At 54.5% G+C, this 14068-nt stretch carries 11 protein-coding genes; 2 read left to right on the forward strand and 9 right to left on the reverse strand.

Features of this window, described 5'->3' with window-relative positions; translation table 11 throughout:
• Positions 1-20: 20 nt before the first annotated feature.
• From mglC to SK47_RS14365, 7 genes are all read right to left on the reverse strand, one after another.
• Positions 21-1031 carry a galactose/methyl galactoside ABC transporter permease MglC gene (gene mglC, locus SK47_RS14335; protein WP_003859318.1) on the reverse strand — a complete coding sequence of 337 codons (1011 nt, stop codon included), beginning with the start codon at positions 1029-1031 and terminating at the stop codon, positions 21-23.
• Positions 1032-1046: 15 nt separating this feature from the next.
• On the reverse strand, positions 1047-2567 hold the full coding sequence (mglA, locus tag SK47_RS14340; RefSeq protein WP_003859320.1) for a galactose/methyl galactoside ABC transporter ATP-binding protein MglA: 1521 nt from the start codon (positions 2565-2567) through the stop codon (positions 1047-1049).
• 79 nt (positions 2568-2646) lie between these two features.
• Positions 2647-3645, reverse strand: a complete 999-nt coding sequence (gene mglB, locus SK47_RS14345) for a galactose/glucose ABC transporter substrate-binding protein MglB (RefSeq protein ID WP_017383382.1) — start codon at positions 3643-3645, stop codon at positions 2647-2649.
• A gap of 295 nt (positions 3646-3940) precedes the next feature.
• The gene (gene galS, locus SK47_RS14350) at positions 3941-4963 is read right to left on the reverse strand and encodes an HTH-type transcriptional regulator GalS (protein WP_045331145.1); all 1023 of its coding nucleotides are present in this window, start codon (positions 4961-4963) and stop codon (positions 3941-3943) included.
• A 155-nt stretch (positions 4964-5118) separates the two neighbouring features.
• Positions 5119-6276, reverse strand: coding sequence for a DUF418 domain-containing protein YeiB (yeiB, locus tag SK47_RS14355; protein ID WP_023314543.1), 1158 nt, complete (start codon positions 6274-6276; stop codon positions 5119-5121).
• An 18-nt stretch (positions 6277-6294) separates the two neighbouring features.
• Positions 6295-6963: a GTP cyclohydrolase I FolE gene (folE, locus tag SK47_RS14360; RefSeq protein WP_003859328.1), complete on the reverse strand. Its 669-nt coding sequence runs from the start codon at positions 6961-6963 to the stop codon at positions 6295-6297.
• Positions 6964-7065: 102 nt separating this feature from the next.
• The gene (locus SK47_RS14365) at positions 7066-8214 is read right to left on the reverse strand and encodes a YbfB/YjiJ family MFS transporter (protein WP_003859330.1); all 1149 of its coding nucleotides are present in this window, start codon (positions 8212-8214) and stop codon (positions 7066-7068) included.
• A gap of 137 nt (positions 8215-8351) precedes the next feature.
• Between SK47_RS14365 and fghA the strand changes: the two genes are divergently transcribed.
• The gene (fghA, locus tag SK47_RS14370; protein WP_003859332.1) at positions 8352-9179 is read left to right on the forward strand and encodes an S-formylglutathione hydrolase; all 828 of its coding nucleotides are present in this window, start codon (positions 8352-8354) and stop codon (positions 9177-9179) included.
• Between the two features lie 268 nt (positions 9180-9447).
• Positions 9448-11433: a ligand-gated channel protein gene (locus SK47_RS14375; protein WP_003859334.1), complete on the forward strand. Its 1986-nt coding sequence runs from the start codon at positions 9448-9450 to the stop codon at positions 11431-11433.
• Positions 11434-11489: 56 nt separating this feature from the next.
• Here SK47_RS14375 and SK47_RS14380 read toward each other — a convergent pair whose 3' ends face one another.
• Positions 11490-12956 (reverse strand): amino acid permease, encoded by a 1467-nt coding sequence (locus tag SK47_RS14380; RefSeq protein WP_003859336.1) that lies wholly within the window; start codon positions 12954-12956, stop codon positions 11490-11492.
• A gap of 170 nt (positions 12957-13126) precedes the next feature.
• On the reverse strand, positions 13127-13993 hold the full coding sequence (gene yieE, locus SK47_RS14385; RefSeq protein WP_003859337.1) for a DNA-binding transcriptional regulator YeiE: 867 nt from the start codon (positions 13991-13993) through the stop codon (positions 13127-13129).
• Positions 13994-14068 lie beyond the last annotated feature (75 nt).

Genomic DNA, 14068 nt, shown 5'->3' on the forward strand with positions numbered 1-14068 from the left:
GGGTTCTTTCATTCCAGCGCTTATTTCTTACGCGCGTACTTCAGTGAATCCAGGGCAACCGCGAAGATGATGATCGCACCCTTGATAATGTACTGCCAGTACGGGTTCACACCGATGTAGGTCAGGCCGTAGTTGATAACGGTGAAGATGATCACACCGGTCACCACGCCCAGCACGGTACCCACGCCGCCGCTGAAGGAGACGCCGCCAACCACGCAGGCCGCAATCGCATCCAGTTCGTACATAAAGCCGAGGTTATTGGTTGCAGAGCCGATACGGCCTGCTTCCAGCATCCCGCCGAAGGCGTAGAAGACCCCGGACAGGGCATAAATCATCAGCAAGTTCAGAGCCACGTTGACCCCGGAGACCTTCGCCGCTTCCGGGTTACCGCCGATAGCAAAGATGTTTTTACCGAAGCGGGTTTTGTTCCACAGGATCCAGACGAATGCCACCGCAATCAGCGCATAGAAGGTGATATAGGAGAGACGGAAGCTGCCGAGCGCAACAAACCCCTGCGTGAAGGTCGAGAAGCCGCTGTCGAAGCCAGAGATTGGAGACGCGCCGACGAAATCGTAGTACAGGGAGTTGATACCATAAACGATGATCATCGTGCCAAGCGTAGTGATGAATGGCGTCACGTTCAGGTAAGCAATGATGATGCCGTTAATCAGGCCAATTACCGCGCCGATGGCACACACGATCAGGATCACCACAAAAATCGGCATGGTCGCCATCTCAGGGAATACCTTGTTGGCGTTTTCCATCGACTGCAACAGGGTCGCCGCAATGACCGCCGCCAGACCCACCTGGCGCCCTGCCGAAAGGTCAGTCCCCTGGGTAACGATAAGCCCCGCCACGCCAAGCGCGATAATAATACGTACGGAAGACTGGGTCAGAATGTTACTCAAGTTCAGCAGACTTAAGAACGTAGGGTCCTGGAAAATAATAATCGCCAGCAAGACTAAAAGAACAACGTAAATACCGCCTTCTTTCAGATAAGTGAGAAAACTTTTTTTATTTAACGCACTCATGAGGAGCCCCTGATCTTAAAGGTGCAAAGACGCAAGACGCAAAATTTCGTTTTGCGTTGTCGTTTTGGTTTCAACAATACCGGCAACGAGACCATTGCTCATAACCAGAATACGGTCTGTGATCCCTAACAATTCCGGCATTTCGGAAGAAATAATAATGATCCCTTTATCTTTTTTCGCCAGCTCTGCGATAAGCTGGTAAATCTCGAATTTTGCACCCACGTCGATACCGCGCGTAGGTTCATCCAGCATCAGAATTTCAGGCTGGGTTAATAGCCAGCGACCAATAATGACTTTCTGCTGGTTTCCTCCCGAAAGTGAGCCAATTTGCGTGCGGTGGCCCGGCGTTTTCACGCGCATGGAGTCAATCACCCACTGGGTATCGCTCTTCATGCGGGAATTATCCAGCAGCCCGACCTTGTTTTTGTAATTGCGAATATTAGAAATTAACGAGTTAAAGTTAATATCCAAATAAGCGTAAATACCGGTGGAACGACGCTCTTCCGTCACCAGCGCAAAGCCATTATTAATGGCTTCGTTGGCGTTGTGGTTGTTGATCTTCTTACCGTGCAGCGTAATGGTGCCTTCGGCTTTCTCACGGATACCAAACAGGGTTTCCACGATATCGGTGCGCTTAGCGCCCACCAGCCCTGCGATGCCAAGGATCTCCCCCTTGTGCAGATCGAAAGAGACATCGCGGATAGACGGCTGACGCAGCGAGGTCAGGTTACGCACCTCCAGAATCACTTCGCCTGGCTTGTTTTCTTTATCCGGGAAGCGCTGGTTCAGAGAACGGCCAACCATCATGGCGATGATCTTGTCCATGTCCAGCCCTTCCAGCGGCTGGGTGGCAATCCACTGACCGTCGCGCAGGATGGTGATTTCATCGCACAGCTGGAAGATCTCTTCCATTTTATGTGAGATATAGACAATGCCACAGCCGCGATCTTTCAGCTTACGAATAATGGTAAAAAGGTGGTTAACCTCTTTTTCCGTTAATGACGATGTCGGTTCATCCATGATCACAATTTTCGCATCATAGGAGAACGCTTTGGCAATTTCGATCATCTGCATCTGGGAAACGGATAATGTCCCGACGCGGGCGCGCGGGTCGATATCAATATCCAGCTCATCAAAAATGGCTTTGGTGTCGCGATACATTTTATCCTGATCGACAAAGACACCTTTGGTTGGATAACGACCCAACCACATATTATCCATAACTGAACGTTGCAGGACCAGGTTTAATTCCTGGTGTACCATCGAGATACCGTTCTCCAGCGCTTCTTTCGCTGAATGGAAGTCGATCTCTTTTCCCTGAAAAAGAATGCTGCCAGAATCTTTTTGATAGATCCCAAAAAGGCATTTTAATAATGTTGATTTACCCGCACCGTTTTCACCCATTAATGCATGAATAGAGTGAGGACGAACTTTTAAATTAACATTATCGAGCGCCTTAACACCGGGGAATGACTTATTGACACCGGTCATTTCCAACAAGTATTCACCGGACGACTGAGTAGTTGTGCTGACCATAATTATACCTTGTTGGCCTCGCATATCGCGTTATAAAAGGGCGCAACGAATTGCGCCCAGTGAAGACAATGCAGATAACTTATTTACCGATAAACTCAGCCAGGTTGGACTGGTCTACGCCCACGTAAGGAACGCGAACGATTTTGTTGTCAATTTTCCAGTTAGTCCCGTCAGCGGCACCTTTACCATCGGCCAGGTTTTTCGCCAGATCGAAGGTGGCTTTCGCCTGGTTGTTAGCATCGTTCAGCACGGTACCGGCCATAGCGCCAGATTTCACCAGCGCCAGCGCTTCTGGCAGGGCATCCACACCGAATACAGGAATGGCGGATTTGTTGTGTGCTTTCAGCGCTTCTACCGCACCCATTGCCATCGCATCGTTGTTGGCAATGACCACTTCAATTTTGTTGGCGTTAGGGCCGGACAGCCACGCGTCCATCTTATCTTTCGCCTGAGCGGTGTCCCACATTGCGGTGTCTAACGCCAGCTGCTGGGTTTTAAGGCCCTTGTCGTTCAGCTCTTTAATAACGTAGGTGGTACGTGCTTCAGCATCCGGATGGCCCGGTTCGCCTTTCAGCAGAACGAACTGAATCTGACCATCTTTGTTCAGATCCCAGTTTGGGTTCGCCGCCCAGTGTTTCGCAATCAGATCGCCCTGGATAATCCCGGACTCTTTGGAGTCGGTACCCACGTAATACGCTTTGTCGTAGCTGTCCAGCGCTTTACGGGAAGGTTCTTTGTTGAAGAAGACAATTGGCACGTTCTGGCCGCGCGCTTTCTCGATCACCGTGCCTGCCGCAGCCGGGTCAACCAGGTTAATAGCCAGCGCTTTCACGCCTTTTGCCAGAAGAACGTCAATCTGATCGTTCTGTTTGGACTGGTCATTCTGGGAGTCATTCATCAGCAGCTGCACGTCTGGCGCTGATTTAGCATCTTTTTCAATTGCTTTACGCACAACGGACATGAAGTTATCGTCGTATTTATAGATAGTCACGCCAATACGGGTATCCGCTGCGTGTGCTGCTGCGCCAAAAAGCATGCTTGCCATGACAGCAGACAGAGTCAACACCTTCTTATTCATGGTATCTCCGGTTTTTTTTATGCAGGGTAGTTCTTGTGAAAAACGGTCGGCGGGCAGATGTTAATAAAACGTTACTGATCGCCGAAGTTCACTTATAAAATGTCCAGCTTCCGTGTTCGGTAACGCTCCAGAAATGCGTTTTATTCGTTGTTTGAGGCATTGTGACAACGGTAAAAGTGAATAATCACCGTTACATTGTGTTTCAGCCCCTAAAACGCTGACATCATAGACAGCGGCTTGTTAAGATACTGTGAATTTACTCACAGATTGAAAACGGTTACATCACGTGATGTTATCAGTTAGTGATCGGAGCCACAGTTTGCCGGATAGCGACCGAATGGCGGCGTACTAAAGTCGGCATAAAACAATGCGTTGCGTCAGGATCTAACAGCCCAGCCGCCCCCTGTAACGCCAGCTCTGTCGCCAGTTTCGCCATCGACGCAATGGGATAACGCACCGTTGTCAGCTGCGGATCGGTGTAACGGGCAATCGGGATATCATCAAAACCGATCAGCGATAAATGCTGCGGCACCGCAATGCCATTATCTTTCAGCGCGGTAAGCGCACCTGCCGCCATGCTGTCGTTATAGGCAAACACGGCCGTCAGCTGAAGATTACGCCCCAGCAGTTCCACCATTGCCGCTTCACCGCCCTGCATGTCCGGCGAACCGGTACCTACCCAGCTTTCCAGCGGCGCAATGCCCTGCTCTTTCAGGGCGTTTTGCCAGCCCTCGCGGCGCATCATGTCGTCTTCAATACCGTGGCTGGAAGCCAGATAACCTATGCGCTGATGGCCGTTGCTGATGAGCATCCGCGTCGCCATCATCGCGCCGCTGATGTTATCCAGACCGACGCAGCGATGCGCGTAGCCGGTGACGATACGATTGATCAGCACCATGCCGGGGATCTGCTCCATAAACCCGGCCAGCTCTTCATCGCTCAGGGCTTTAGAGTGCACAATCAGGGCGTTACAGCGCTGGCGGATCAGTACCTCAATGGCATAACGCTCTTTTTCAGCCTCGTGATAGCTGTTGCCAATCAGCACATATTTCTGGTGCTGCTGGGCAACAACATCCACCGCTTTGACCAGCGCGCCGAAGAAAGCGTCCGACACGTCCATCACCACTACGCCAATGGTATCGCTGACCTGCGTCGCCAGCGCCTGGGCATTGGCGTTTGGCCGGTACCCCAGCTGGGTCACGGCTTTCATTACAGTTTCACGCGTTTCAGGGCTGACCAGCGCACTGTTGTTCAGCACACGGGAGACAGTAGCAACAGAAACACCCGCCTGGCGGGCGACGTCACGAATGGTGATCATATTCACCACCCTTTAAAGGATTGCAGCAACTCACAGACACCCCCTGTGTTTAGCAAGGTGGCTATTCTGGCAGCGAGAGAGAGGAGACTACGTGAAGAAGCTCACACAGATGAAAACGCTTACATCCGTTTTGTTAATGATTGTGATCCAGATCGTTATCTGGATGTATTACGCAATGACACGTCCGAAGCACGAGCGGTTAACTGTCGCCATGCCCATTCCAGCGGGCCCTGACGGAAAAAACGCAGCCAGACAACTGAAAACACCACGTTAACAATCCAGACCGGAATAACAAACGCCAGTAGCGTCAGGCGATCGAATTTCATAAACAGGCCGAATCGGTAGAAAAGCGTGGTGCATATCAGCGTTTGCAGGATGTAATTGCTTAACGCCATCCGCCCAACGCAGGCCACCGCACTGACGATCCACAGGCGAGAAAGCTGGGGCCAGAAGCCATAGATCAGCGCCGCATAGCCAATGGTCTGGAACGGCGCGCTCAGTTCGCGCGGCACCTGCAACAGGAACGCACACCAACGGTAATCCCATTGTAGATGCCACTGCATCATCACCGCCGGGAGGTTGATGATCACGCCGAGCAGCACCAGCCCTGCACCCGTACGACGATAGTGTCGCAGGCTAAATTCCCCTTTCAGCCAGCCGGTGCGCATCAGGGCTGCACCCATCAGCATCATCCCCGCCAGCTGCCAGCCGTATTGCGCGCCCAGCGCCAGCAGGTTATCGCCGAGCATATCGGCCCGGTTGCCGATCGCTTCCATGCCGCCTTTCAGCTTCCAGAACTGCTCATATTGCAGGTTGGCCGCATCCGGGATCCATGAACGACTGGTGGAATCATCGGCAATCATGCCAAGCAGCAATAACACGGCCAGTCCCATGACATAGAGCATCACGCCGGTGTTAAACAGGCTTTTCACACCGGGTGCGTCGCGGATCAGCCGCCAGCAAATCAGGCCCACCAGACCATACGCGAGCAGAATATCGCCGTCCCAGAAAAGCAGCCCGTGAATAAAACCGAGGATAACCAGCAGCGTTAAACGCGACTGGATCCAGCGCGTACCGCGTTTGAGGAGAAGCTGAAGTCCCGCGCCAAACAGAAGCGCAAAGAGGGTCAGGAATTTCACCTGTGCAAAGAGATCGAGGATTGCCCACGTCCAGGCGTCGCTACGCGTGATGTCGCCATACCACGCAGGATTCAGATAGGCGGCCTTCGGCAGACCGAAGGCGCTGATATTCAGCAGCAGGATACCGAGAATGGCGACGCCGCGAACAAAATCGAGCGTGACGTTTCGCTCCATGGTCCCTGCCCTGTCTGATTAGTTGTGGTGACGCACGGCGCGCAGGAACTCCTGGCGGGTGTTCTGGCTCGATTTGAACAGGCCGCCCAGCGAAGTGGTGGTGGTTGCGCTGGTAGCATCACGCACGCCGCGCGCTTTCACGCAGTAGTGCACCGCGTCGATAGACACCGCCACATTGTTAGTCCCCAACAGGGTTTGCAGTGCGGTCAGGATCTGCTGCGTCAGACGTTCCTGCACCTGCGGACGCTGGGCAAAGAACTGCACGATGCGGTTGATCTTGGACAGGCCAATGACCGTATCTTTTGGAATATAGGCCACCGTCGCTTTACCATCGATGGTCACAAAGTGATGCTCGCAGGTGCTGGTCAGCGTGATATCGCGTACCGTCACCATCTCATCGACCTTCATCTTATTTTCAATGACGGTGATTTTCGGGAAGTTCGCGTAATCCAGGCCGGAGAAAATTTCGTCGACGTACATCTTCGCGATGCGGTGCGGCGTCTCCATCAGGCTGTCGTCGCTCAGATCGAGATTCAGCAGTTGCATGATCTCCGTCATATGGCCGGCGATCAGACGCTTGCGGGTAACATTGTCCAGCTCCTGCACGGGCGGGCGCAGTGGCGTTTCAAGACCGCGCGCAACCAGCGCTTCATGGACAAGGGCTGCTTCTTTACTGAGTGATGACATTCTTTTCTCCTGCAGGTGTGGCGTCTTTTGCCCTCGTTGTGGCAAAAGTGTGCGCTCATTGTGCGTGAGGCGACGCACATAATCCAGTATTCACGACGATAATTATTGCAATTGCTGTTGCCTTTCAGCCTGACGGTTCCAGACTAACGCTCCGCCAACGAACAGCGCGATCCCCGCCAGCCCCAGCGCAGGTTCCAGACGGTGCGTGAGCCAGGTCGACAGAGCCGACGTGACCGGACCCACCAGCTGACCAATGGCATACCCGGTGGTGAGCAGTCCCGCCATGTAACGCGTGTGGTCTGGCGCCAGCTCGCGACCGTACAGAAGAGAGAGCTGCACGGCGCAGAGGAACCCGCCGCCCACCAGCAGCCCACCCGTCAGCAAGCCGCCTATGCCCGGCAGCAACCAGGCCGCCAGCACGCCAATCCCCTGTAACCAAAGAACAATCGCCAGCCTGCGGTTAGCGCTTGATGTATGCCGCAGGGCAATGCTCAGCGCAATCCCCACCACCGAGGCGGCGCCAAATATTGGCCAGACAAACTGGGCAAACAGGCTGCCGGGAAAACGCACCGCCGCCATTTGCGATAAAAAGGTCGCCGGGAGGATATAGCCGAACCCTGCCAGGCTGTAGCTCCAGACCAGACGCCGGAGATCCGCAGTCAGCAGCAACGGCTCAGGCGCGGTACCAGGGCGATGAAGCTGACCTGCGCGCGGCAGGTAGCGCGCCACCAGTACGATCAGCACCAGCGCCAGTACGCCGTAGATTTGCCATGCCGCCCCGGCGGACAAGGATTTCGCCTGAATATAGACCGCCAGCAGGCCGCTCAGGGCGATGCCGGCCCCGGGTCCGGCAAAGACGGCCGCACTGAGTCCCGGTTTGCCCAGCTGCCCCAGCCGCTCGTTGGTCCAGGCGGCAATCAGCACCATCGACCAGCCGCTCATGCAGCCGATCACAAAGCGCAGCAGACCGTGAACAACGGCATTCTCTGCCGCCGCGGAGAGCAGCGTCAGCGCCACCGCACCGGTGATGCCAAGCCAGAGACGTGTTTCAACGAAGCGATGGGCGCGCATGGCATCCCATGCCCCTACCAGATAGCCCAGATAGTTCATTGCCGCCACCAGCCCCGCGCTGGTAAGCGTGAGTTGCCCGGCGGCTATCATCAGCGGCACCTGAGGTGTGAAGGCGAAGCGTCCTATCCCCATCGCCACGACCAGAACCACAAATCCGCTGAGCGCGATACGCAGCGCCATGATCGCTCCAATTGTTAAAGAAAAGTAAATTTATGATGCAACATCTCGCCGTCCTGCGAAAGTGAAAGTTGCTCACAGGTCAATGAAAACTCTGTATTATGCGTTTTATGAATAGTCTTTCGTATAAGGAGCCCTGCATGGAACTGCTCGAAGAGCATCGTTGTTTTGAAGGTCGACAGCAGCGCTGGCGGCACGACTCCACCACGCTGAATTGTGCTATGACGTTCAGCATTTTCCTGCCCCCTGCGGACAATCCACCGGTGCTGTACTGGCTTTCAGGCCTGACCTGCAACGACGAAAACTTCACCACCAAAGCGGGCGCCCAGCGTATTGCCGCCGAACTGGGCATTGCGCTGGTGATGCCAGATACCAGCCCGCGTGGCGAGGACGTGGCCGACGATGCCGGATACGACTTGGGTAAAGGCGCTGGCTTCTATCTTAACGCCACGGAACAACCGTGGGCGAGCCATTACCGCATGTATGACTACATTCGCGATGAACTGCCTGCCCTGGTGCACTCTCAGTTCGCGGTCAGCGAGCGCTGCGCGATAAGCGGACATTCGATGGGTGGCCACGGGGCGCTGATAATGGCGCTAAAAAATCCGGGGAAATACACCAGCGTGTCCGCATTTGCGCCGATTGTGAACCCAACGCAGGTGCCGTGGGGGCAAAAAGCCTTTAGGCACTATCTGGGTGAAGATGTAGAGAAATGGCAGGAATGGGATAGCTGCGCGCTGATGCTGGCGAGCCAGTCAGAAGACGCTATCCCGATGCTGGTGGATCAGGGTGATGCCGATCAGTTCCTCGCCGGGCAGTTACAGCCTGCGGTGCTGGCGGAAGCCGCGCGCCAGAAGGACTGGCCGCTAACGCTGCGCATTCAACCGGGATACGACCACAGCTATTACTTCATGGCGTCCTTTATTGAGGATCATCTCCGCTTCCATGCGGAACATCTGTTCAGGTAAGTTCCGCCTTTTGCCCGGTAGCGCCTCCTGCCTGCCGGGTCTTTCCCCTCCCCCTCTTTACATACTTCTATCCGCTTGAATCCAGCCTGTTTTCCGTCGTCATCACTCAAACACAAATGATTTCAATTATCATTTGTGTTTACAATTCTACATTCTTTTGTACAATTCCAGACTCTTCTCCATCTCAAAGAGTTCTTACAAGACAAAAACATACAGTTCTCAGGGTTATCCCGATGGAGTTTTTTTCATTTTTATACGGAATGTACAAATGACAATACCACGCATTAAGCTCCTGGCCGTCGCCATTGGCGCTGCCACATGTTCCCCCTTCGTTCACGCAGCCGATCAGGACACCGTTGTCGTCACTGCAACGGGTTTTGAACAAAAGATCCAGAATGCCCCCGCCTCCATCTCTGTGATTTCGAAACAGCAGATTGAAGATAAAGCCTACCGTGATGTTACCGATGCCCTGAGAGATGTCCCGGGTGTTGTCGTCACTGGCGGCGGGAGCAGCAGTGATATCAGTATTCGCGGCATGGCCTCTCAGTACACCCTGTTCCTGGTGAACGGCAAACGCGTCAGTACGCGAAGCACCCGCCCCAACAGCGACAACTCGGGTATTGAACAAGGCTGGCTGCCGCCGCTTGAGTCCATTGAGCGCATCGAGGTCATCCGCGGCCCGATGTCCTCGCTTTACGGCTCCGATGCGATGGGTGGCGTCATTAACGTCATTACCAAAAAAGTCTCGAACACCAAAGCCTGGACCGGTTCGTTGCATGGCGATGCAACCTTCCAGGAAAATCATGATTCCGGCGATATCTTCCAGACCAACGCCTACGCCTCTGGTCCCCTGATCGACGGACTTCTGGGCGCAAAGGTGACGGGGCTGTTGTCACGCCGCGCAGAAGATAAAATCGTGAACGGCTATAACGAGCAGAAAATGCGTAACGGTGGCATTACGCTGAACTTCACGCCGGACGAGAAGAACGATTTCGACCTCGACTTTGCTCGCGAACTTCAGGACAGAAACAGCACCCCGGGGATGTCGAAAGCGGCTGAAACCTGCCGGGGAACAACCTGTACGCCAAATACCAAAAGCGACTCGCGCTATGAGCACACGACCTACTCGTTAACCCACAGTGGTTATTACGAAGACTTCAATACCACCAGCTATATCCAGCAGGAAGAGACCAATAATCCAGGTCGCGAAATGCGCTCCTATAACACCACCTTCAACAACCAGAACCAAATTTTCCTCGGCGATCATACGTTGACCCTCGGCGGGCAGTATCGCTATGAGAAACTGCGCGACAACGGTAATCAGCTGGAAGCTGCTGACGGCCTGAACAAACTGACGCGCTGGAGCTGGGCCCTGTTTGCCGAAGATGAATGGTCAATGACGGAAAGCTTTACGTTGACCGGCGGCCTGCGTATGGACAAAGACCAAAACTACGGTACTAACTGGACGCCGCGCGGTTACGGCGTATGGCACCTGGCCGATCAGTGGACGTTGAAAGGCGGGGTTTCTGCTGGCTATCGTGCGCCGGATCTGCGTCAGTCGTCTGCCAGCTGGGGCCAGGTGACAGGTGGCGGCCGTCTTGACGGTATTATCGTCGGCAACCCGGATCTGAAACCAGAGAAGAGCCTGAGCGAAGAGCTCGCCCTGCTCTGGGATAACAACGATGACCTGAATGCCGGCGTAACGCTGTTTAATACCGACTTCAAGGACAAAATTACGGAAGTTCGCCGCTGTAACAGCAGCGCCGATCCCGCCTGTACGATTGGCGGTCACAGCTATGATTTCGTCAGCGATCGCGTCAACGTGGACAAAGCCAACATGCGCGGTGTGGAGTCCTCCTTCGGGTGGAAGATCACGCGTGATGTGAACTGGACTGCAAACTACACCTATACAGAGTCCGAGCAGAAGAGCGGCCAGTTCTCCGGCAAGCCACTGAACAAAATGCCGAAACACATGTTCAACACCACCCTGGACTGGCAGGCGACGCCAGACGTCGGGTTCTGGAGCCGTCTGAACCTGCGCGGTAAAACGTCTGAGTACCTGAGCCGCACGTCAATGTCCCAGGGTACGCCGTCCTACACTCAGGTTGATGTCGGTATGCGCTACAACGCCAACAAAAACCTGCTGGTTACTGCCGGTGTGTATAACGTGCTCGATAAGCAGATTGATTACGATACGTATGACACCGTGCTGGATGGCCGCCGCTATACCGTTGGCATGACCTACAGCTTCTGATCTGCCATAAAAAAGCCCGCTCAACTGAGCGGGCTAAAAGAGAGGAAGTGCGGTTATTATTTAAATCGTTCCGGGAAATCCATTTCACTGTAGCGAACGAAGCGTGTTCCTTTCGTCAGTTTGTAGCCAAACCAGATGATCAGGAACAGCGGAATGCCAATATAGGTGGCCGTGACGGCGCCCCAGTCAATGGTGTCCGCAAGGAAGGCCTCATAGTTCTGACCCAGGGTAATAATCAGGCACAGAACGAAGGCGAAGATCGGCCCCAGCGGGAAGAATCCTGACCGGTACGGCAGGTTATTCAGATCATGCCCCTGCTTGACGTACCCGCGACGGAAACGGTAGTGGCTGATGGCAATGCCCAGCCAGGCAATGAAGCCCGTCATACCAGAGGTGTTCAGCAGCCACAGGTAGACCGTCTGGTTGCCGAACATGGAGGTCAGGAAACAGAGACCCGCAATCACCGTGGTCGCATACAGCGCGTTGCGTGGCACGCCACCGCGAGACAGTTTCGAGAAAATACGCGGTGCTTTACCGTCGCAGGCCAGGGTGTAGAGCATGCGGGTGGAGGCGTACATCCCGGAGTTACCCGCAGACAGTACCGCCGTCAGGATCACCGCGTTCATCACCGCCGCCGCTGAGAGCAGACCCGCGTGCTGGAAGACCAGCGTGAACGGGCTGACGCTGATGTCTTTTACGTCGTTACGCAGCAGGCTTGGGTCGGTATACGGAATGATCAGGCTGATAATCAGGATCGCGAACACATAGAACAGCAGGATACGCCAGAACACCTGACGCACCGCGCGCGGAATATTCTTCTCCGGGTTTTCGGATTCACCGGCCGCAATGCCAATCAACTCGGTACCCTGGAAGGAGAAGCCGACAATCATCGCCACGCCAATCATCGCCGAGAAGCCCCCGGCAAACGGCGCATCGCCTATTGTCCAGTTACTCCAGCCCGCCGGTTCAGCCCCTTTGAAAATACCAACGATCATCGCCACACCGACGACGATAAAGATGATGACGGTTGCCACTTTAATCAAAGAGAACCAGTATTCCGCTTCGCCGAAACCGCGCACGGAGATGTAGTTCAGCAGGAAGATGACCGCCAGGAACAGGGCGCTCCAGATCCAGCCGGGCGTGTCCGGGAACCACCAGGTCATCACCAGCTGTGCCGCGACGAGGTCAACGGCGATGGTCACCGCCCAGTTGTACCAGTAGTTCCAGCCCAGCGCGAAGCCGAAGCCTTCCTCAACGTATTTTTGTCCGTAGGTCGAAAACGAACCAGACACCGGCATGTATGCCGCCAGTTCGCCCAGGCTGGTCATCAGGAAGTAGACCATCAGGCCAATCAGGATATAAGAGAATAATGCCCCACCCGGGCCGGCTGCCGAAATTGTTGCGCCAGAGGCAACGAAAAGACCCGTACCGATGGAGCCGCCAATGGCGATCATCGTCAGGTGACGCGCCTTAAGTGCGCGACGTAGCGCGGGCGCTTGTGTGGTTTTAGTTTCTGAAACCATGTGAAAATGCTGTCCATTCAATAAATGAGGCGCGATTGTAGCAGACGATCTGCGTTGCTTCCGGCAGAAATACTCAGTTATAAGAGAGCTTCATGACTCGGCCAGGATTATAAGTAAAGCATAATTTTTCCCTCTCCCCTTTGGGGAGAGGGCCAGGGTGAGGTGCGCTTTTACATCTCGCAGTAGCGCAGAAAACGCTGGAGCGAGCTGGAAAGGTGTTTCTGACGATGATGGATGCACCACAGCGTGCGCACCAGCTTCGGCAGCGGAACGGGGATCTCAACCAGTGAGCCGGTTTCCAGCTGTTCGGCAATCACCCGTCGGGAAAGACAGCTAATGCCCAGACCATGGCGTACGGCATGCTTAATGGCCTCGGAGTTACCTAATTCCATCCCTAACTGGAACTGCGGTAGATGGGACAGCAGCAGATAATCGACAATCTCACGCGTGCCGGAGCCCTGCTCTCGCAGGATCCACTGCGCTTGCGCCAGCCGCTCCAGCGTGACCTCGCCCTGGAGTAAAGAAGAGGCCGGAGAGGCAAACACCACCAGCTCATCCTCCAGCCAGGGCTCCGCAATGATATCCACGTTGTGGCACGGCCCTTCGATAAGCCCGATGTCCACGCGGAAATCAATCACCGCGTTGATCACGTCCTGGCTGTTGCCGACGCTCATCTCCAGCGGCAGGGTCGGAAAATCCCGGCGGTAGCGGGCAATCACTTCCGGCAGGATGTAGTTACCGATCGTGCTGCTAGCGTAGACGCGAATAGCGCCGTTGTCCTCGCGGAACAGCTGTTCGATCTCCGTCGCCTGCTCCAGTAAAGCCAGGGCACGCGGATACAGCAGGCGGCCATGTTCGTTCACCACCAGCCGCTTCCCTACCCTGTCGAAAAGCTGGACGCCCAGTTGCCCTTCAAGATCGGTCAAGGCCGCGCTAACGGCGGACTGCGAGAGCGCCAGCATTTGTGACGCCTGGGTTGTCGAGCCGCTTTTCAGCACCTCGGCAAAAACTTCCAGCTGACGCAATGTAATGTGCATGGTTGCTTACCACTTATAAAGATTGATTATAAATATATAATCAATTTTATTTTTAAGCCAGAGCGCCGTAACCTT

The sequence above is a fragment of the Enterobacter sp. BWH52 genome, from assembly GCF_001037565.1.
Taxonomy (GTDB): domain Bacteria; phylum Pseudomonadota; class Gammaproteobacteria; order Enterobacterales; family Enterobacteriaceae; genus Enterobacter; species Enterobacter hormaechei_C.

What these genes read in the sequence shown, in the direction of transcription:
- mglC (WP_003859318.1), bottom strand. Translation starts at nt 1,031, where the DNA reads ATGAGTGCGTTAAATAAAAAAAGTTTTCTCACTTATCTGAAAGAAGGC.
- fghA (WP_003859332.1), top strand. Translation starts at nt 8,352, where the DNA reads ATGGAACTGCTCGAAGAGCATCGTTGTTTTGAAGGTCGACAGCAGCGC.
- galS (WP_045331145.1), bottom strand. Translation starts at nt 4,963, where the DNA reads ATGATCACCATTCGTGACGTCGCCCGCCAGGCGGGTGTTTCTGTTGCT.
- SK47_RS14365 (WP_003859330.1), bottom strand. Translation starts at nt 8,214, where the DNA reads ATGGCGCTGCGTATCGCGCTCAGCGGATTTGTGGTTCTGGTCGTGGCG.
- folE (WP_003859328.1), bottom strand. Translation starts at nt 6,963, where the DNA reads ATGTCATCACTCAGTAAAGAAGCAGCCCTTGTCCATGAAGCGCTGGTT.
- yieE (WP_003859337.1), bottom strand. Translation starts at nt 13,993, where the DNA reads ATGCACATTACATTGCGTCAGCTGGAAGTTTTTGCCGAGGTGCTGAAA.
- SK47_RS14380 (WP_003859336.1), bottom strand. Translation starts at nt 12,956, where the DNA reads ATGGTTTCAGAAACTAAAACCACACAAGCGCCCGCGCTACGTCGCGCA.
- mglA (WP_003859320.1), bottom strand. Translation starts at nt 2,567, where the DNA reads ATGGTCAGCACAACTACTCAGTCGTCCGGTGAATACTTGTTGGAAATG.
- SK47_RS14375 (WP_003859334.1), top strand. Translation starts at nt 9,448, where the DNA reads ATGACAATACCACGCATTAAGCTCCTGGCCGTCGCCATTGGCGCTGCC.
- mglB (WP_017383382.1), bottom strand. Translation starts at nt 3,645, where the DNA reads ATGAATAAGAAGGTGTTGACTCTGTCTGCTGTCATGGCAAGCATGCTT.
- yeiB (WP_023314543.1), bottom strand. Translation starts at nt 6,276, where the DNA reads ATGGAGCGAAACGTCACGCTCGATTTTGTTCGCGGCGTCGCCATTCTC.